This window comes from Sodalinema gerasimenkoae IPPAS B-353, assembly GCF_009846485.1.
GTDB classification, from domain to species: Bacteria; Cyanobacteriota; Cyanobacteriia; order Cyanobacteriales; family Geitlerinemataceae; genus Sodalinema; species Sodalinema gerasimenkoae.
On record NZ_ML776472.1, the window covers coordinates 2,506,346 to 2,524,971 of the forward strand.

General features: G+C 51.7%; 15 protein-coding genes. 7 read left to right on the forward strand and 8 right to left on the reverse strand.

Annotation, left to right across the window (positions count from 1 at the left end; translation table 11 throughout):
* Window positions 1-131: 131 nt before the first annotated feature.
* Complete coding sequence (locus L855_RS10980; protein WP_159787962.1) at window positions 132-2,273, reverse strand: calcium-binding protein; 2,142 nt, start codon at window positions 2,271-2,273, stop codon at window positions 132-134.
* Between the two features lie 311 nt (window positions 2,274-2,584).
* On the opposite strand from L855_RS10980, the gene L855_RS10985 reads away from it, so the two are divergent.
* The 3 genes from L855_RS10985 to L855_RS10995 all read left to right on the forward strand — a co-directional run bounded on the left by L855_RS10985 (window position 2,585) and on the right by L855_RS10995 (window position 5,171).
* Window positions 2,585-3,070 carry a hypothetical protein gene (locus L855_RS10985; RefSeq protein WP_159787964.1) on the forward strand — a complete coding sequence of 162 codons (486 nt, stop codon included), beginning with the start codon at window positions 2,585-2,587 and terminating at the stop codon, window positions 3,068-3,070.
* Window positions 3,042-3,710 carry a CheR family methyltransferase gene (locus L855_RS10990; RefSeq protein ID WP_159787966.1) on the forward strand — a complete coding sequence of 223 codons (669 nt, stop codon included), beginning with the start codon at window positions 3,042-3,044 and terminating at the stop codon, window positions 3,708-3,710. Before L855_RS10985 ends, L855_RS10990 begins: the two co-directional genes overlap by 29 nt.
* Before the next feature lie 336 nt (window positions 3,711-4,046).
* Window positions 4,047-5,171: a site-2 protease family protein gene (locus L855_RS10995; protein WP_159787968.1), complete on the forward strand. Its 1,125-nt coding sequence runs from the start codon at window positions 4,047-4,049 to the stop codon at window positions 5,169-5,171.
* A 104-nt stretch (window positions 5,172-5,275) separates the two neighbouring features.
* Here L855_RS10995 and L855_RS11000 read toward each other — a convergent pair whose 3' ends face one another.
* Entirely contained in the window at window positions 5,276-5,500 is a 225-nt protein-coding gene (locus L855_RS11000) for a DUF2811 domain-containing protein (protein WP_159787971.1), read from the reverse strand.
* A 441-nt stretch (window positions 5,501-5,941) separates the two neighbouring features.
* Here L855_RS11000 and L855_RS11005 point away from each other — a divergent pair, with 441 nt between their 5' ends.
* Window positions 5,942-8,194: an APC family permease gene (locus tag L855_RS11005; protein WP_425500571.1), complete on the forward strand. Its 2,253-nt coding sequence runs from the start codon at window positions 5,942-5,944 to the stop codon at window positions 8,192-8,194.
* 215 nt (window positions 8,195-8,409) lie between these two features.
* Here L855_RS11005 and gyrA read toward each other — a convergent pair whose 3' ends face one another.
* Window positions 8,410-11,004: a DNA topoisomerase (ATP-hydrolyzing) subunit A gene (gene gyrA, locus L855_RS11010; RefSeq protein ID WP_159787973.1), complete on the reverse strand. Its 2,595-nt coding sequence runs from the start codon at window positions 11,002-11,004 to the stop codon at window positions 8,410-8,412.
* Window positions 11,005-11,374: 370 nt separating this feature from the next.
* Here gyrA and L855_RS11015 point away from each other — a divergent pair, with 370 nt between their 5' ends.
* A complete protein-coding gene (locus L855_RS11015; protein ID WP_159787975.1) occupies window positions 11,375-12,295 on the forward strand; it encodes a histone deacetylase family protein in 921 nt (306 codons plus the stop codon).
* Window positions 12,296-12,506: 211 nt separating this feature from the next.
* Here L855_RS11015 and L855_RS11020 read toward each other — a convergent pair whose 3' ends face one another.
* Both L855_RS11020 and trpB read right to left on the reverse strand, forming a co-directional pair.
* The gene (locus L855_RS11020) at window positions 12,507-13,268 is read right to left on the reverse strand and encodes a Uma2 family endonuclease (RefSeq protein WP_219729903.1); all 762 of its coding nucleotides are present in this window, start codon (window positions 13,266-13,268) and stop codon (window positions 12,507-12,509) included.
* Between the two features lie 85 nt (window positions 13,269-13,353).
* On the reverse strand, window positions 13,354-14,601 hold the full coding sequence (trpB, locus tag L855_RS11025) for a tryptophan synthase subunit beta (protein ID WP_087705165.1): 1,248 nt from the start codon (window positions 14,599-14,601) through the stop codon (window positions 13,354-13,356).
* Window positions 14,602-14,751: 150 nt separating this feature from the next.
* Here trpB and L855_RS11030 point away from each other — a divergent pair, with 150 nt between their 5' ends.
* Window positions 14,752-15,048, forward strand: coding sequence for a BrnT family toxin (locus L855_RS11030; RefSeq protein WP_159787979.1), 297 nt, complete (start codon window positions 14,752-14,754; stop codon window positions 15,046-15,048).
* A gap of 34 nt (window positions 15,049-15,082) precedes the next feature.
* A complete protein-coding gene (locus L855_RS11035) occupies window positions 15,083-15,322 on the forward strand; it encodes a hypothetical protein (protein WP_246198815.1) in 240 nt (79 codons plus the stop codon).
* 68 nt (window positions 15,323-15,390) lie between these two features.
* Here L855_RS11035 and L855_RS11040 read toward each other — a convergent pair whose 3' ends face one another.
* The 3 genes from L855_RS11040 to L855_RS11050 all read right to left on the reverse strand — a co-directional run bounded on the left by L855_RS11040 (window position 15,391) and on the right by L855_RS11050 (window position 18,535).
* Window positions 15,391-16,458, reverse strand: a complete 1,068-nt coding sequence (locus L855_RS11040; protein ID WP_159787983.1) for a J domain-containing protein — start codon at window positions 16,456-16,458, stop codon at window positions 15,391-15,393.
* 263 nt (window positions 16,459-16,721) lie between these two features.
* Window positions 16,722-17,360, reverse strand: coding sequence for a response regulator transcription factor (locus L855_RS11045; RefSeq protein ID WP_159787985.1), 639 nt, complete (start codon window positions 17,358-17,360; stop codon window positions 16,722-16,724).
* A gap of 17 nt (window positions 17,361-17,377) precedes the next feature.
* Window positions 17,378-18,535 carry a sensor histidine kinase gene (locus L855_RS11050; RefSeq protein WP_159787988.1) on the reverse strand — a complete coding sequence of 386 codons (1,158 nt, stop codon included), beginning with the start codon at window positions 18,533-18,535 and terminating at the stop codon, window positions 17,378-17,380.
* Window positions 18,536-18,626: the final 91 nt, after the last annotated feature.

Here is an 18,626-nt window from a genome sequence, read left to right on the forward strand (position 1 = left end):
TACCCTTTCCTTACGTTTCACAACTTAAGCTGAATGTTGCAGGACGTGTTAAGACCCAAAGATAGGCGATCGAGTCTGCCATCAAAACTTCGACAGCAAATTGAGTTCTGCATCACTAATGTTGAACTTCCCTAAAAGACCATAATTGATGTTTCACTAAAGTCTAAGAGAGTCAAATCCCGGAAAACGAGAATGGGAACCTGAGGTTCGGGCCCATCACCATCTGGGTCATAGTAAAGAACGTCATCGCCGAGACCCAGAAGTGGCTTATGCAAGATAAAGCGATGATTTGGAGCAGAGGCACTGTTTCCTACGGTGAATTGCTCAGAAGGGAGAACACCTGGCGTGAGATCCCCACCAAAGCCGTCAGCGGAGACCAGAATCACATCATCGTTCGTAAATCCAATCAAAGGCAGCAGGTTCTGATTCAGCAGTGTATCGGGGCCATCAGTGGGATCTTGGAACGCGAATGTATCGGGGCCATCCGCCGCAATGATGACATCACCTCCAGGTCCCCCCATAAAGAAGTCACCACCTCCCCCTCCATCTAATGTATTGTTGCCTCCGGCGGAGATAATTGAGTCAGAGCCTGGGGTTCCAATCAGGCTGTCATCGCCCTCCCCAGTAATTAAGACCTCGATATCATCAGGCATCTCCACCACAACATCCTCATTGCCATCGATGAGGAGAGTATCGACACCTTCCCCCCCACTGACGAGATCTTGGGTGCCAGCAATAATCAGGTCATCGCCATCTCCCCCAATCAGAACATTGGTTCCATCCACACCAACGAGGGTATTGTCCCCCCCACTTCCGATGATAGTATCGTCTCCCTCGCCGCCGATGAGTAGATTATCGTTGTTATTACCATGCAAACTATCGTCTCCAGAAGACCCAATAACATGAGTGAAATTGAGGACTGTTAAGGTATCCTCAGGAGTCTGGTCATCAGCCTCCCCTAAATCCACGATCATCTCACTCGTTAGTTCCAGAGTATTCGCCCCGCCTCGTCCATCCAATACCTGGGGAAGGGTATCGAGAACAGTTGCTGTGGCGATCGCCGTTCCCCCTTGTTCATTACGAATGGTGTAGTTAAACGCTCCAGAGCCTTCAGTCATAAAGCTTTCATTGGGGATAAAGATGATCTCCTCATTGTCATACAACACATCCCCATGAACCGCCTCGCCAACGTCGATGATGTTGAACGCCTCATCGTTCGGATCGCTATCGTTGGCTAGTAGATCGGCCGTATCAACCAAGAGGCGATCGCTTTCTCCGTATACCAACGTATCATCGCCAGCCGTTCCAATCAGAGTCTCTCCAGTTACGGTGTCATGTTCTGCGATCGGATTAACCAGTTCAGGTTCAGGCTCCGGTTCAGGCTCCGGTTCAGGCTCCGGTTCAGGCTCCGGTTCAGGCTCCGGTTCAGATTCGAGTTCTGACTCGGGTTCAGACTCAGGTTCAGGCTCCGGTTCAGATTCGAGTTCTGACTCGGGTTCAGACTCAGGTTCGGGTTCGGATTCGGGTTCAGACTCAAGTTCCGATTCGGGTTCTAATCCAGACTCAGGTTCGGGTTCGGGTTCAGGTTCTAATCCAGACTCAAGTTCAGGCTCCGATTCAGGTTCAGGCTCCGATTCAGGTTCAGGTTCAGGTTCAGGTTCAGGTTCAGGTTCCGATTCGGGTGCAGGCTCAGGCTCTAATCCAGACTCAGGTTCAGGTTCAGGCTCCGACTCAGGTTCAGGTTCGGGTTCAGTCCCCAGTTCTGGCTCCGGTTGCGGCTCCGGCTGCAATGGAGGTTCAGGAAATATGACATTCAGCCCAATTTCATCAATTCCCAATTGATTTGCAAAACTACCAATTAAGAATGATTGGGCCTCGCCCGTTATCCTGAATGTTATGGTTTGTAAATTATCAAACCTGCCCCCCTGTTGCAAATCCACAGGAGTTTTCGGAAGTTGAAAGTCATCAATAACGTTCCCTTCCCCGTCAAGAACTTGAACCCTGTGATCCAAATGCGGTGAAGTATAGCGAAGGGTCAACTCTGCTGCCATCATAGCCGGAACAGTATCCGCCAAGCCAACTTCAATTGCCTCACCCTGGCTATAGGTAACAAGGGTGCAATCCGTGCCATTGGCGGTAAAGTTACCCTGTCCACCCAATTGGCGGCTACGGACAGCGATCGCATTTTCTGAAAAAACCAACCCTTGATTAGCATATTGGGAGCCAATCGCAGACAAGTTAGCAGTATCGACAAAGTTTAAAGTGATATTCATCAGTCGTTAACAGAACGCTCGGGGGTCTTATCTTTAGGTATCGCAAGATTAGAACAATAATCCAGAATGCCAGAGTCTTGTTTTTCTTCATTTGCAACACCTGCAAACAGAAGTTCTTAGAGGATTACCGCAAACTTAATATGTCCTAAAAACTCAGTTTTTGGTGTGATTTAGATCAGCGCTAACTTCCCAATCGACATAGATCGAGTTATCCGGGGAACGTTTCCTGAACTCAGGGCTTGTACAAAGGAGAGCAAAGAATGATTAACTATTAGGAACCGCACCAGGGTTCACTTAGTCGTTCTCAGTCCATGGCCGTCTCTCGTCAGAAATCCTTTAAAAACCGCTATCAAGGCAATTGGCATAACATCGCCGCGCGCACCCGTCGTTTCAGCCGCAACCGCTGTATTCTCAATCCGTTGCACAAGGCTGAAGCCGTGCATCATCTGCGCTATCGGGATATGCGAGGGAAAATTGCCGGGCGAGAAGTCCCCGGCTGGGATGTGGTTCCTCTTTGTCGCCGCTGTCATGGCCGGGTGCATCGCCAAGACTACTGGCATAGTGCGAAACGCCACCCAGCAGTGAATAACCGCCAATATTTTGCCGTTCTCTGGCGTTTACGACTGCGATTTTGGTTCTGGGCTGGGCTGTTAAATTTATGGTGGATTCCTGCCTTAAGCCTCGCCTTGGCCGCAGGCTGGTTTACCTATGGCAGCCAAATCAGGGAGACTCTACCGCAACTCAATCCGCCGTCTGAGCATGATGTTCATGAACCAGATGCCCCAAATTCCTTCTGAAACCTCCTTTTTTCGGGATATTAAGGTATTTGAGGGCCTCCGTAAGCAAATTTTTCCAGAATTACTCCGTCGCAATTATCAACAACAACAGCTCAACATCTGGTCTGCGGCCTGTTCTCGGGGCCAAGAAGCCTACAGCTTAGCGATGTTGCTCGATGATGCCTTTCCTCTGATGGTAGACCGATGGACAATCCAGATTCTCGCTAGTGATATCTCTGACGAGGTTCTGCATCAGGCTCGTTCAGGAGTTTATAGTGACTTAGACATTAAACGTCGCCTGCCCAAGCGTTTTCGTGACCGTTATTTCCACCGTCAGGGCAACCATTGGGTGATCTGCGATGAAATCCGTCTCATGGTGCAGTTTCGCCGCATTGATCTGCGTCAACCCCTGCCACCTCTGCCTCAAATGGATCTGGTCTTCTTACGAAATCTCTTGATTTATTTTGAGGTTTCCCAACGAACCCAACTGGTGAACCGGCTACAGCCGATTTTCAAACCCCAGGGGTATTTGGTATTGGGAGCGAGTGAAACCTTAACTAGCTCAATCGAGGGATTTCGAGCCATTCTTAGAGATGGGGCAGTGTTTTATGAGTTCTGCCCCTCGGGGGATGCGTCTGGGGGCGATCGCCCCTTACTATAAGGCATAGATAACGTCATCCCTGTCTCTGTGACAGCGACTCCCCGAAGCGTCTTACTGGCATCCTCTTGATGAGAATCTTGGCGATAGTGTAAAAGACCGTACCCCTTAGGGCGGGGAACGCGACAGCCCTTAGCTGCTCAGGATGTAACAAAACGTTACAATAGAAACAAGTTCACAGCGACTCGGCTCGTCAAACCCAGTTTGTAGCATCATTCATCGCCGCAAACTCTATTGCAATCATCCTTTGATCAACCCCCGAACGTCCTCGATAACGTTCCCTGTGTTTCGACGGTTCGAGTCTCGCTTTACATAAGTTGTATTCAGGAGATTCTCTCTATGAACGGCTCGTTCCGCGTCGGAAACCTTTTTGGTATTCCTTTCTATCTCAACGCATCCTGGTTTTTGGTTCTCGCGTTGGTCACCTTTAGTTATGGTGGTGGCCTCGCCAGTCAGTTTCCCGAACTCGGTGTGGTTCTGCCCTGGATTTTGGGCTTAGTGGCTGCATTGCTGCTATTTTCCTCGGTCCTCGCCCATGAACTCGGCCATAGCTTTGTCGCCCAAAGCCAAGGCATCGAGGTCAAATCTATCACCCTCTTTCTCTTTGGTGGCTTAGCCAGCTTAGGGCGAGAGTCCAAAACTCCCGGAGAATCCTTCTGGGTGGCGATCGCCGGTCCCTTAGTGAGTTTAGGCCTGTTTGGTCTGTTCACGGCGATCGTGCAAACTGTCCCCCTCTCCGCCCCCATGGCAGCGATCCTGGGACTGCTAGCCACGATTAACCTAATCCTGGCCCTGTTCAACCTGATTCCTGGACTGCCCCTCGATGGTGGTAACATCCTGAAATCCCTTGTCTGGAAAGTCACCGGTAACCCTTATAAAGGAACCGTCTTTGCCAGCCGAGTGGGACAAGTGATTGGTTGGTTGGCGATCGCCTCCGGTGTGTTGCCCCTGTTCTTCAACGCCGGGTTCAACTTCTGGAACGTCCTGATTGGCTGGTTCCTCCTGCAAAACGCCGGAACCTCCGCCCAATCGGCTCAAATCCAAGAAAAACTTGATCGCCTCACCGCTGGCGACGCTGTTACCCCTGACAGCCCCGTGGTTCCCGCTGACCTCTCCCTACGAGAGTTTGCCAACAACTACGTCATTGGTCGTCGCAACTGGCGCAAATACCTCGTCACCGACGAGAACCAACAACTCATTGGCGCCCTATCCGTCGATGCCATGCGTCAAATTCCCACCTCTGACTGGAATGATGTCCAAGTCTCCGAGTTGATGGAAAGCGTTGACGTGCAAACCGTCGAATCCAATCAATCCCTACTCGAAGTGGTCACCCTACTCGAAAGCGAGCAAATCACTGAACTGCCCGTTATTGGTGAGAACGGAACCGTTCTGGGACTGCTAGAGAAAAACTCTGTGATTCGCCTACTCCAGAAGAACAACGACGGTCAAGCGAAACCCGCTTAAGACCAGCAGCCAAGAGGCCTCAATTAAATAAGGGAGTTCATCAGAGAACTCCCCCAAACAAAAGGCGGGCATGACCCGCCTTTTCGATTGATTATCCCTAACGCTTACTCTGGATTTTGAAACAGGGTTTCGAGATAAACCCGGGCAGCCCGGCGATAGTTCTGAGACGCTTCTGGCGTGCTGCTATCGCCATTTTGTAGCAGAAATAGGGACAACGCTGCCGCGAAGATGCGATCCTGATCCCAGTCGGGATGAGTATCGAGATAACTTTTTAGGGATTCATGTAGGTCTTCAGGGATTTCTGCGAGAATGCTGACGCTGGTGTTCATAACGGCCTCCGGCATGTAGGGGGTTGGGGAAGGTTGGGTGTTAATTTGTTGAGGCAACCTCGACCCGTCGCATCATTGTGGTCTGATCAGGGGTGAGCTTGTCAATGTTGCGAAAAATGAAGTTTGCTCTTTTCGAGACCCAAGTCCTACGAGAGAATAAGGGTTTGGGGCTTGTTTTTGTAACTTAACGTTACACAGTATTGAGGATTATGAGTCTCCAGCGCTAGACCTGAAGAAATCCCCAACCTGACCCAGTCGTCCCCAACCCGCGCGATCGCCTGTGGAAAACTGCCAACTACCTGTGGAAAACGTCCGAGGGAGTTGTGGAAACGTTGTGGAATCTTTGGGGAAAGAGGGTCAGAATGATAAGAATTGCAACGGCTCCAAATTTGGGAAATTGCTTTAAGATGACAGGTGCAACTTAACCTCGTTGTTTAAATAGTGCGCTTTCCCTGGCAGCAATCCTCCAACGCCAACCCGCCCCCAGACGATGATTCAACTCCCGGTTTGGGAACATTTGGCGGTGTTTTTACTCCCTCGATTCTCACCATCTTGGGGGTGATCATGTATCTGCGTTTCGGTTGGGTGGTGGCCAACGTTGGTTGGCTGGGGAGTTTAGTTATCGTGACCCTGGCGACCTCTATTACTCTGCTGACAAGCCTTTCCATCTCGGCGATCGCCACGGATCGCGTTGTGCGAGTCGGGGGGGCGTACTACATGATTAGCCGCTCCCTCGGCATCGAAACAGGAGGGGCGGTTGGCATTCCCCTCTACTTCGCCCAAGCCATATCCGTGGCCCTCTACACCCTGGGGTTTGCCGAAAGTCTCAGTAATAGCTTCCCGGTTCTGGCAGACTATCAAACCCCCATTGCCCTCCTCACCACCCTAGTTGTAGCGGGGTTAGCGATTCAGTCTGCCAACTTAGCCATCCGGGCCCAATACTTCATCATGGGGGCGATCGTCCTCTCCCTCCTCTCCCTTGCCCTCGGCGGCCCCATCGCTGAAAGTGACATTGGCATGTGGAATGTCGGCGATCGCATCGGGGAACCCTTCTGGGTAGTCTTTGCCGTCTTCTTCCCCGCCGTTACCGGAATTATGGCTGGGGTCAATATGTCTGGAGACCTCAAAAACCCCTCCAAATCCATCCCTGTGGGAACCCTCGCTGCCGTCGGGACAGGCTACCTCATTTATATGGCTTTGCCCCTGTTCCTCGCCACCCGAGCCGATTATACGGCCCTGACTGAGAACCCCCTGGTGATGCGAGACATTGCCCTTTGGGGAGATGCCATTCTTCTCGGGGTTTGGGGAGCGACCTTATCGAGTGCCTTAGGGAGTATTCTCGGGGCGCCTCGGGTCTTGCAAGCCCTCGCCCGTGATGGCGTACTGCCCCCCATCCTCCGTTGGCTAGGCCAGGGTAAAGGAGAGACCGATGAACCCCGTTTAGGAACCTTCCTGACTCTGGGGGTGGCGTTGGCTGCCGTCAGTATTGGCGATTTGAACCTCATCGCTCCGGTGTTAACCATGTTCTTCCTCAGTACCTATTTGGTGTTGAACATGGCCGCCGCCATTGAAGGCTTCCTAGAAAGTCCCTCCTTTCGTCCCACCTTTGGCGTTCCCTGGTATTTCTCAGCCCTAGGGGCGATCGGCTGTCTTTGGGTGATGTTGCTGATTAACCCCATCGCCGCTGTGGTGGCGGCCCTCTTTGTTTTGGGGGTGTATCTCTGGCTAGAACGTCGGGAATTACAAACGGCTTGGGGAGATGTCCGTCGCGGTTTATGGGTGGAACTGGCACGCATGGCCATCCTCAGCATGGGGGATGACACGGACACCAAAAACTGGCGGCCTCATCTGCTGGTCTTATCCGGTGCGCCGATGCGTCGTTGGTCTCTGGTGGAATTGGCAACCGCCCTCACCCACAACCGAGGTATGGTGACCATTTCCAGTATTCTTCCGAGTGGTTCTCGGGATATGGCACAACAGGCGGGGTTAGAGAAGAAAATTCGCGAGTATCTGGAAAAACGGGGTGTTCAAGCCCTGGTACGTCTGGTGACCGCCCCAGATCCCTTTGTGGGGGCGGAACGACTGGTGGAAGCCTATGGGATTGGCCCGTTGGTTCCCAATACAATTCTCCTTGGGGATAGTGAACAGGAGCATTTACGCCATGACTATTGCCGCCTGATTACGAAACTCTATCAATCCCGCCGCAGTATTATTATCTTTCGTGAAAATCCTGAACGGGAGTTTGGTAAACGCCGCCGCATTGATGTGTGGTGGGGGGGGTTACAAGCCAATGGCGGCTTGATGTTGCTGCTGGCCTATTTGTTGCGAACCAGTAACCAATGGCGGGGAGCAGAAATCTTTTTGAAGCTCGTGGTTCCCAATGAAATGGCAGCTCAAGCAGCACGAGCCAATATTGAGGGGATGGCCGACAGGTTACGGATTGGCGCGAGAACTCAGGTGATTATTGCCGAGGGCCGTCCCTTCCCGAAAATCTTGAAGGAATCGTCAGCCACTGCCGATTTAGTCTGTTTGGGAGTCGCAAAACCGGGTGAGGATTTGGAGGGGTTTGCTGAGTATTATGGCCGCTTACAAGAGATGGCGTCAGGATTACCCACCACTCTCTTTGTTCTAGCAGCCGAAGGGACTTCGTTTGAGGATGTGTTGCAGCAAGATGCGCCTCAAGCGAGGCGTTAGGAAGAGGCAATAGGCAATAGGCAAGCCCCCCCCCATGTTGCAGCAAGATGCGCCTCAAGCGAGGCGTTAGGAAGAGGCAATAGGCAATAGGCAAGCCCCCCCCCCTACTGCCTGCTGCCTGCTGCCTACTGCCTTCTTCCCCTTCCTAGTCTTCGCTGAGTCCTTACCCCCCCCCTACTGCCTGCTGCCTGCTGCCTACTGCCTTCTTCCCCTTCCTAGTCTTCGCTGAGTCCTTCGTCTAACTCAGTTTCCTCAGCGGCTGGGGGGACAATGGCCACGGCGGCGATCGCATCATCTTTGTCGAGTCGCTGCACCCGAATCCCGGTGGCTGAACGAGATTGGGGGGTGATGGCACTAGCAGCTTGGCGGATGATAATTCCCCGCATGGTGACCATCATCAGTTCATCCTCTTCGTTGACGACGATTAAGCCCACCACACTATCCTCTTTGAGATGAGATTTAAATTTGGTGGAAATGGTCCCTTTACCGGCCCGGCGTTGGAGGCGGAACTGAGAGACGGGGACTCGTTTTCCGTAGCCTCCGGTGGTGACAATTAAGACCCAAGGCCCTTCACTGTTGGAGGTGGCCTCATCGTTCTCATCGCCAGTCTCATCTGTCTCGGCTATGTCATCGACCTCACTCTCATCGGTGTCGCCTAGGGTTGCCACCACACTGCTGGGCAAGACATCCATACTAATGAGGGTGTCGTCATCCCGTAGGTTCATCGACTTCACCCCACGAGTTGCCCGGCCCAGGGGCCGGAGTTGATCGTGATCGGCTTTGAAGTGAATGGCCATGCCCAGGCGGGAGCCGATAATAATACTATCTTCAGCCCGAGCTAGACGCACCCAACGTAGTTCATCTCCCTCACTCAAGGAAATGGCAATTAAACCGTTGGCGCGAATGTTAGCAAAGGCAGAGAGGGCGGTTTTCTTAATGTTGCCTCCCTGAGTGAGCATGATGAGATATTCATCATCGCTAAACTCACTGACGGGAACCACGGAAGTGATTTTTTCATCCCGAGGAATGGGTAACAGTTGCACAATCGGGATGCCTCGGGAAGTCCTAGAACCGGTGGGGATTTGGTAGGCTTTGACGCTATAGACAACGCCGCGATCGCTGAAAAAGAGGATGTGGTCATGGTCGCAACAGGTGAGGAAATGGGCGATGCCATCATCCTCTTTCATCTTGGTTCCCGATTTACCGCGAGTGGCCCGGTTTTGGGCTTCAAAGGTGTTGACGGGCATCCGTTTGATATAGCCCTGTTCGGTCACCAGGATTAAGGCCTGTTCGTTGGCAATTAAGTCGGTGTCGTCGAGGTCTCCTTCGTCTCTGAGAATTTCGGTGCGGCGAGGGGTGGCGAAGATTTCTTTGAGTTCGAGGAGTTCGGCTTTGATGATTTCTAGGACTCGCTCTCGCCGGGCTAAGATATCTTCTAAATCGGCAATGGTTTCTTGCAGGGCCTCATGTTCCTGTTGGATTTTGTCGGCTTCTAAGGCTGTCAAACGACGCAACTGCATTTGCAGAATGGCATCGGCTTGATAGTCGGAGAGATTATAATCCTGGATGAGTTGGGTTTTGGCGGAGGCACTGTCGGGGGACTGGCGAATCAGACGAATCACGCCATCGAGATGTTCGAGGGCGATGAGTAAGCCTTGTAGGAGGTGATCCCGTTCTTGGGCTTTACGCAGTTCGTAGCGGGTGCGACGGGTAATCGTCTCGATGCGAAAGTCTAGGAAGACTTGTAGGAAACGACGCAGAGACAGTAGTTGCGGTTCGCCGTCGACTAAGGCCAGCATGTTGGCCCCGAAGTTGTTTTGGATGGGGGTTTGTTTGTAGAGGTTGTTGAGAACCACCCGAGGATAGGCATCTCGTTTGAGTTCGATGACAATCCGCATTCCGTCACGATCGCTCTCATCGCGAATGTCGGAAATTCCCTCTAGTTTTTTGTCGTTGACTAAGTCGGCGATTTTCTCGATTAGGGCCGCTTTGTTGGTTTGGTAGGGGAGTTCGGTGACGATGACGGCTTCGCGATCGGGGGCCCCACGCCGTTCTAAGGTTTCGATGTTGGCGACACCCCGCATGGTGATGGAACCACGTCCGCTGGTGTAAGCGTCGCGAATGGTACTGGTTCCGAGAATTTGCCCCCCAGTTGGGAAGTCGGGCCCGGGGATATACTCCATTAAATCCAGATCGCCTAATTCGGGATTATGAATTAAGGCCACTAAGCCGTCTACGAGTTCTCCCACGTTATGGGGAGGAATGTTGGTGGCCATACCCACAGCAATCCCTGAGGAGCCGTTGACGAGGAGTTGGGGGATTCTGGCGGGGAGAACGATGGGTTCTTGTTGGGAACCGTCGAAGTTGTCGGCGAAGTCAACGGTGTCGGAGTCGATGTCTTGCAGCAGGGATACGCTACTAAACCGTTGCAGGCGGCTTTCGGTGTACCGCATGGCAGCCGGGGGATCGTTATCGACGGAGCCGAAGTTACCATGGCCTTCAATCAGGGGCGATCGCATGGAAAAAGGTTGGGCCATGCGCACCAGGGCATCATAGACGGCGGTGTCACCGTGGGGGTGGTATTTCCCTAATACTTCCCCGACAACCCGAGCACATTTACGAAAGGGGCGATCGTGGTAGAGTCCCAATTCGTGCATGGCATAGAGAATGCGGCGGTGGACGGGTTTGAGTCCGTCTCGGGCATCGGGTAAGGCTCGACCGACGATGACGCTCATGGCGTATTCGAGGTAGGATCGAGACATTTCGTTCCCTAAATCTGTTGGAACGATCCGTTCTTCGGCAATGGTCATACGGTAAAATTCTCCCTTAAAACCGCAGTTGGACAGGGTTGTGTTGGCACCAACCGGCTGCGTGCGGGTTACTTTTTTTTAACGGCAATGACGCAGACAATTCGCGCCAATTATGTCCATTATTTTAACATAATGCGATCGCCCCTGGATATTTTGGAGTGCCGTAAAAAGGTGGCGATTGGCTCGGGTGCTTTTTGGCCTTAAGAACGGGTCCTTTAGGACTGTCAAATCGGGGCAACGATCCCTCTCGATAATTGCCCTTCTCTGGGGTCACCTAAAATGATAAAATAAAGCCGTCGGTACGGGTGTGAAATCAGTGGGCGATCGCCAGATTCCTGAACGCTTCGCATCTTGAACATTGGGGTCAGTCATGTTTCCTATTTTCTATGCCGAGGCCTTCCTCGATCATCGCACGGGAGCCTATCATCCAGAACGTCCGGATCGCCTCCGGGCCATCGTTCAAGCCTTAAAATCTCAATCCTGGGCCGATCATCTCCATTGGCAACTGCCGAGCGATCGCCCGGAATTGCTCGATATCATCACGCAAATTCATCCCCGTGACTATGTTGAGTCCATCAAACGGATTGCCAGTCGTGGCGGCGGACGCATCGATATGGATACGTCCGTCTCGCCGAGTTCCTATGATGTGGCACTTTTGGCCGTCAGTGCTTGGTTAGATGCTGTTGATTTAGTGGTTCATCAGGGACAACCGAGTTTTGTCCTCGCTCGTCCGCCGGGACATCATGCCGAACGCGATCGCGGCATGGGATTTTGTATTTTTTCCAACGCGGCGATCGCCGCCTATTATGCCCTCAAACAATTTGCAATTGACCGAGTGGCCGTCTTAGATTGGGACGTACATCATGGCAATGGCACTCAAGCCATTCTAGAAACCCATCCTCAACTGGCCTATTGTTCTCTCCATGAATCCCCCAACTACCCCGGAACCGGCTCAGCCAATGAAACTGGCTATTATCAAAATGTTTTAAATATCCCCCTTCCCCCCAACACCACCTCAGACACCTATCGTCACGTTTTTCGGGATAACGTTATTCCCTTTCTCCGTGATTTTCGCCCCGACTTGTTAATTATCAGTGCGGGCTATGACGGTACAAAAGCCGACTCAATTTCACAGATGTTATTGCAACCCGAGGATTATCGTCAACTCAGCCAATGGTGTTCAGAGATTACCCCTCATCTCATGTTTGGTTTGGAAGGAGGCTATGAGTTAGAAAGTCTAAGTCAATCTGTGGTTAAAACAATTGAACCCTTTATCGCCGTGAATTGTTAACACCCTTGGGGCAAAAAATTGATCTGGAATGGTGATTTAATACCAATTTTCAGAAGTCGTGCCATAGATGTCTGTAGGGGCGAACGGCTGTTCGCCCTCCTCGGTGAATACCAATTTTCAGAAGTCGTGCCATAGATGTCTGTAGGGGCGAACGGCTGTTCGCCCTCCTCGGTGTCGGATGTATAGCAAGCATTTCGAAAAATGGTATAAATTATCCTTGTAACTCATCAGGATTGAGGCCTAACTGTTGTAGGCGATCGCGCAATCGTCGCACCTCCTCTTCCGCCCGATTTGCCCGTTCCCGCTCCAACTCTTCCGGTGTCAGAACCCAATGGCCCCCCTGACGATACCACCGCAACCAACGGCGGCTAATGCCCTGATAGGTTCCCTCCCAGAGTCCTAACCCTAACTGAACCTCCTCCAACCAAACCCCCAGACTCTCCATTGGTAGAGGTTGGTAGCTGTTCGTCGTCAAGCCAAACGCTTGAAACTCATCCGTATAGCGATTAAAGACAAAATAATAGGGAATCCGTAAAATCTGCTCATAGACCGTCCATTTATTCGGAGGTTGACTCATATCTCGTAGACGGCGGCCCAAATCTTCCGCCTCCGTTCCTGGAGATAACAACTCAACCGCCACAAAGGGATAAACCCCCTCCTGCCAGGTCACATAACTCAACCGCAAGTCCCGTTCCTCATAGAGTTTAGGAACCCCCAACACCGCGAACCAATCGGGGCGTTTATACCATTGAGGATGGCGGACATCGTAATACAGATTAAGGTCACTGGCCGTAAACAACTCATCCTCCCCATAGGTCGGCGGACGAAAGGTTAAGCGCAACAACTCCGGTTGGCGCAGATGAAACTCGTCAGGCAAACCAGGTTCCTCCGGATTCTCACTGGGCAAGTCATACATCGTCGGTAAGACATCACGAGGAGGCAACGGATGAAACTCTTGCGACACCATACCCATACGCTCCTAATCCGACTTAACAACTGATCTAAACCTCTTGGGGTGAGGGGTTCCCACCCCAGTCTCGCCCATCAGGGACAGACCCTTACACATCTCCTAAATTCAGATAACGGGCCGCCGTCTGCACGTCTTTATCCCCCCGTCCTGAACAGTTAATCACCACCGTTGCCCCATCGTCGAGTTGAGGGCAAAGGGTGTCTAAATAGGCAAAGGCGTGAGCCGTTTCTAGGGCAGGAATGATGCCCTCTAAACAGGATACCAACTGAAACGCTTGCATGGCTTCATCATCGGTGACGCTGTAATACTCCGCCCGGCCCGTATCCTTCAAATAGCTATGTTCAGGACCGACTCCGGGATAGTCCAACCCGGCACTAATGGAGTGCGCCTCATTAACTTGGCCATCGTCATCCTGCAACAGGTAACTCATGGCCCCATGTAATACCCCGACTTTGCCCTGGGTTAAGGTGGCGGCGTGTTTTGTGGAGGTAACGCCTTCCCCGGCGGCTTCAACGCCAATCATACGCACAGAGGCATCGTTGACAAACTCATAAAACAGTCCCATGGCGTTGGAACCACCACCGACACAAGCCAACAACACATCCGGTAAGCCGTTCCAGAGGTCTTGACATTGACGGCGGGTTTCCTGGCCAATCACGGCGTGGAAGTCCCGCACCATCATGGGATAGGGATGGGGACCGGCAACGGAACCGAGGATGTAGTGAGTGGTTTCCACGTTCGTCACCCAGTCGCGAATGGCCTCGGAGGTGGCATCTTTGAGGGTTCCGGTTCCGGCACTGACGGGTTCAACTTTCGCCCCCAGTAGGCGCATCCGCACCACGTTCAGGGCTTGGCGTTTCATGTCTTCGACGCCCATATAGACGATGCACTCTAGGCCAAAGCGAGCGCAGGCGGTGGCGGTGGCCACGCCATGTTGTCCGGCGCCAGTTTCGGCGATGATGCGCTGTTTGCCCATGCGTTTGGCTAGGAGGGCTTGGGCGATCGCATTATTGATTTTATGCGCCCCTGTATGGTTGAGGTCTTCCCGTTTCAGGTAAATCTTGGCCCCGGTGCCATCGGGACGGGCATAATGTTCGGTGAGTCGTTCGGCGAAGTAGAGAGGTGAGGGCCGTCCGACGTAATCTTTGAGTAAGCCGTTGAGTTCAGCCTGGAACTCGGGGTCATCTTTGTAGCGTGCAAAGGCTGTTTCCAGTTCCGCCAAAGCCGGCATCAGGGTTTCGGGGACATACTTACCGCCGAACTGTCCGAAGCGTCCGAGGGCATCGGGAACGGTCGCTGGCGTTGCAGAGGAGGGGGAAACGGGGGATACGGTCATATTGGCTTGATGGACGGATTACCCCTCTATTATAGGTGGCCAGGGGGCGGCATTTCTACTGAGGCGATCGAGGCCTTAACGGACGACTGGTGAGCCTTAAGGGTCAGTACGTATTGACGATGTAAATATGCGCGACCTACACTATAGGGTATGGATGTACATTTCCTGCTCAATGGCGTTACCTTCGTTTGGAATGATGAGAAGGCTCGGGTTAATCCCATCAACCATAATGGGGTTACCTTTCAGCAAGCTGCGGAGGCTTTCTTTGACCCATTCCTTGCAGTCGTTGATGCAAGTCGCAATGATGAAGCCCGCGATGCTGTTATTGGTTTAAACAGGCGTTGGAACCTTCTATATGTCGTCTATATAGAGTGTGAAGATGACATGATTCGGATTATTTCGGCTCGTAAAGCAACACGTAAGGAACGTGAATACTATGAAAATTGATACATTGAAACAACGGTTAAATCGAGATCGGCCCATGACAACGATCACGATGCGGATGCCAGAAGATGTGATTGAAGATCTCAAGCGTCTGGCTCCATTATTGGGGTTTTCTGGATATCAGCCCTTGGCACGGGCCTATATTGGTCAAGGACTGCGTGCTGACCTGGAGCGATTAGAGGGAGATACCCTTTCTGCCTTGATTGCCAGTTTAAAGCGTCAGGGTGTGAGTGACGAAGTCCTTCAAGAGGCGCTCAGTGAGGCGACTCGCCGTTAGCTTAAGACTTACGCTCCAGTCAACCGCCCAAACAATAGATTAGTACGGACGGAATTGGGATAAAAGCGTTAAGACTCAAAATGGATGTAAACCCCGAGTTTGGTGAGTTCGTCGATGATATCTTCAACGGTTTCAGGCATATCCTGTTGGGAGCGGGATGGGCCACGCAAAAACTCTTTGATGGTTATCTTTTTGTCCCGAAAATCTTTGATAAAATCTCGTAATTCTTCCAAAGATGCGAGTTCTTCTTCAAATTCTTCTAACGATTCTTCGACTAAATCGGTCCCCTCCCGTTGGGCTTTGCGATATTCTTTAACCATCATCCCTTGGGGCGTATTGCGGGCTTGGCGAACTTGGTCTTTCAATTGTTCATACTGCTGTTCGAGAATTTTGATATCCTGTTCGAGTTGCTTGCATTGGCGATCGCGATCGTTTTGTGCGGTCTCAATGTCTGCCTCACGTTCGCTCTGTTGTTCGATTTCTAACAAGCGGGCAAAATCACCATTTTTGTAAGCAATATTAACCTCTTTCATGATTTCGGTGTACTGCTCATGTTTTTCGGGATCAGCGATTTTATCCGGGTGAAAGCGATCCGCCAATTTCAGAAACAGTCTTCTCATATCCCGTGACGGACGAGGGCTGTGAGTGTTCTCAAAGGGGGAATGACTGCCCCAGTCTGAATCGCCCTCGTCGTTAAAGAATCCCTCATCCTCGCCATTGGGATGCGATCGCTCGGCTTCGGCTTCTTCCTCACGGGCGAAGTCTTCATCATCTTCATCAAACTGAGGACTGATGCGACCGCTAAATTGTAGTATTTCGTAAACTTCGCGAATTTCCAACTTGCTCTTTTTCCCCAGTTTTCGCTTCGTGAGGATTTCCTGAAATAGCTCGTGAATTTCGCGATCGAGCTGTTGGGCTTGTTCGTAAATGGGTTGACCGTGAGAGAGCATCGATCGCGCAATCTCTTGAATCTGTTCAGTTAAATTAGACAGTTCTGTCCGCTTGCGCTTAATTAAGGTCAATACCTTTTTTTGCCGTTCTTCCAAAAACTGGAAACGGGCGTCTGGAGAGGTGGACGCCAGGGTGGTTTCTGGAACCTGATGAGTGCCTTTTTGCTGTTTCTTTTTTTTAGCCATCTGTATAATTTCTTACAGCAATTTTTGCGATACTGCTAAATTTCCATCAATGGAATAGATAGGAAGGGCTATGTTAACCAATCAAGTTATGAATTGGCAATGATACAACGCTTAGCCGTCTTGACAACAAGGGTAGTTGGACAGTGAGAGCGATCGTCGCGATCATTATACCGATGTTGGAGCCATTTGCAGGTTAACGGCAACGATGTATTCGCGGCCATTCATGCCGTAGTCGCCGGTGCTAACAACAGCCTCAGCCCAATTTACTGAGCAATCAGCCCTTTCTGCAACGCCAGAACAGCCGCTTGAGTCCGATCGCGGGCATCCAATTTCCGTAAAATCGCATGAACATGAACCCGAACTGTTCCTGGCGCAATAAATAACAATTGAGCAATCTCAGGATTACTTTTGCCAGCCGCCACTAAACTGAGAATCTCCAATTCCCGAGGCGTTAAAGGGTTGTCCAAATCGAGCTGGGGTGACGGCGAACCCTGGAAGGCGTCGCGAATTTCCTGAGTCGCCAAAGCATCCCACCAAGAGGCTCCAGCCACAACCGAACGAATCGCCAAAATCAACGAATCCGCATCGACTCCCTTCAAACAATAGCCCTGCGCCCCGGCTTCCACTAAACGAGAAATCAGTCGGGGTTGAGCATGAGACGTCAGAGCCAGAACCGGCAATTTGGGGTAGCGTTTTTTGATTTGTCGACAGGCTTCCACGCCACCAATTCCAGGAAGTCCAATATCTAAAATCACCAAATCAAAGACATCAGCTTGTAACCGATCTAAGGCCGTTTCTCCATCCTCAGCCTCACTGACTTGCTCAATACTCGACTCTTGTTCTAAGCGAGTTGAGAGTCCTAGACGGAATAACTCATCATCTTCGACTAGGAGAATACGCATTATCAGGATCGGTCGACTTAGGACTGAGATTGAGGCGAACGGGCTGAAATCGGTAACGATTCCTGGACAGGGGTAGGTAACTCAAACACAAATACGGCCCCGAGAGGTTGGCTGCCCTGTGCGTCAGAATCGGCATACCGTTCTGCCCAGATTTTACCATGATGAGCTTCCACAATCTGACGACTGAGATAGAGTCCCAGCCCCGTTCCCTTGGCCTGGCGATCGCTCGTTCCTTGATAAAAGCATTCAAACAAATGCTGTAAATCCGTCTCATCTAACCCTTGTCCCTCATCGCGAATCCGCACCTGATAGCGATCGCCGCGCCGGACAATCTCCACCTCAACGGTTCCCTGACGACGACAATGATGGATAGCGTTCACCAAGAGGTTACTGAACACCCGTCGCAGTTGCAACGCATCCCCCTCTAGGGGACAGGATTGATAACTATGATCGCGTCCAGACGTTAGACGCATCGTGACTTGACGACTCAGACTCAGCGCCGTCAGTTCCGCCATCACCGAGTTGGCCAAGTCTCGCAAATCTAACGGCCCATAGTGAAGTTCCAAGCCGTGATTATCATTGCGGTAAATATCCGTGAGAGTTTCTACCAAACGCAAACTGTTGTGATGACTCCGTTCCATCACCTCCAGAGTGCGCCGCTGACGGGGATTGAGGGAACCAAACCGTTCTTGTTGCAACGCCTCCAGGGTGGCGATCGCCCCTAACATGGGCGTTTTCAGGTCATGAGTCAGCGTCGAGACAAAATCCTCTCGCACCTTCGCCAACTGACTTTGGGCCAGAATTTGTAACTGTTTCTGATTCAGCGCCGCCTCATAACATTGGAGGCGATCGCTCAACACCCCCGTCACCACCAACGCCAATACCGTAATCGTGCGATTCGCCAACGTCACCAGACTAATCTCAGCCACTCCCGGAACCACCAGATTCAGCAACGTCAAAAAAACCGCCATCCCGCTCACCGCAAGCGTTTCCCGGCGACTCAAACGGGCGCTCGCCAGCAATACCGCCCCGATATAGAGATAGCCAAACACATAAGGCGGTGGCGTACTGAACTCCAAAAACCCCACCACCAGAAAAATCATCGAAATGAGCGATCGCGTGGACTGAGGCTTACGAATCGAGAGCCGAAATAGGGAACTAGGCGGTGCAGACATAGCAATTAGGCTCAGGCTGACGTTCTTTTCCAGTCTAAAATAGCCCCCCTCTCTTTCCCCAGAAATATATCCCCCAATATACCCCCCAATA

What these genes read in the sequence shown, in the direction of transcription:
- L855_RS10995 (WP_159787968.1), top strand. Translation starts at nt 4,047, where the DNA reads ATGAACGGCTCGTTCCGCGTCGGAAACCTTTTTGGTATTCCTTTCTAT.
- L855_RS11020 (WP_219729903.1), bottom strand. Translation starts at nt 13,268, where the DNA reads ATGGGTATGGTGTCGCAAGAGTTTCATCCGTTGCCTCCTCGTGATGTC.
- L855_RS10980 (WP_159787962.1), bottom strand. Translation starts at nt 2,273, where the DNA reads ATGAATATCACTTTAAACTTTGTCGATACTGCTAACTTGTCTGCGATT.
- L855_RS11000 (WP_159787971.1), bottom strand. Translation starts at nt 5,500, where the DNA reads ATGAACACCAGCGTCAGCATTCTCGCAGAAATCCCTGAAGACCTACAT.
- L855_RS11045 (WP_159787985.1), bottom strand. Translation starts at nt 17,360, where the DNA reads ATGCGTATTCTCCTAGTCGAAGATGATGAGTTATTCCGTCTAGGACTC.
- L855_RS11015 (WP_159787975.1), top strand. Translation starts at nt 11,375, where the DNA reads ATGTTTCCTATTTTCTATGCCGAGGCCTTCCTCGATCATCGCACGGGA.
- L855_RS10985 (WP_159787964.1), top strand. Translation starts at nt 2,585, where the DNA reads ATGGCCGTCTCTCGTCAGAAATCCTTTAAAAACCGCTATCAAGGCAAT.
- L855_RS11035 (WP_246198815.1), top strand. Translation starts at nt 15,083, where the DNA reads ATGACAACGATCACGATGCGGATGCCAGAAGATGTGATTGAAGATCTC.
- gyrA (WP_159787973.1), bottom strand. Translation starts at nt 11,004, where the DNA reads ATGACCATTGCCGAAGAACGGATCGTTCCAACAGATTTAGGGAACGAA.
- L855_RS10990 (WP_159787966.1), top strand. Translation starts at nt 3,042, where the DNA reads ATGAACCAGATGCCCCAAATTCCTTCTGAAACCTCCTTTTTTCGGGAT.
- L855_RS11030 (WP_159787979.1), top strand. Translation starts at nt 14,752, where the DNA reads ATGGATGTACATTTCCTGCTCAATGGCGTTACCTTCGTTTGGAATGAT.
- trpB (WP_087705165.1), bottom strand. Translation starts at nt 14,601, where the DNA reads ATGACCGTATCCCCCGTTTCCCCCTCCTCTGCAACGCCAGCGACCGTT.
- L855_RS11040 (WP_159787983.1), bottom strand. Translation starts at nt 16,458, where the DNA reads ATGGCTAAAAAAAAGAAACAGCAAAAAGGCACTCATCAGGTTCCAGAA.
- L855_RS11050 (WP_159787988.1), bottom strand. Translation starts at nt 18,535, where the DNA reads ATGTCTGCACCGCCTAGTTCCCTATTTCGGCTCTCGATTCGTAAGCCT.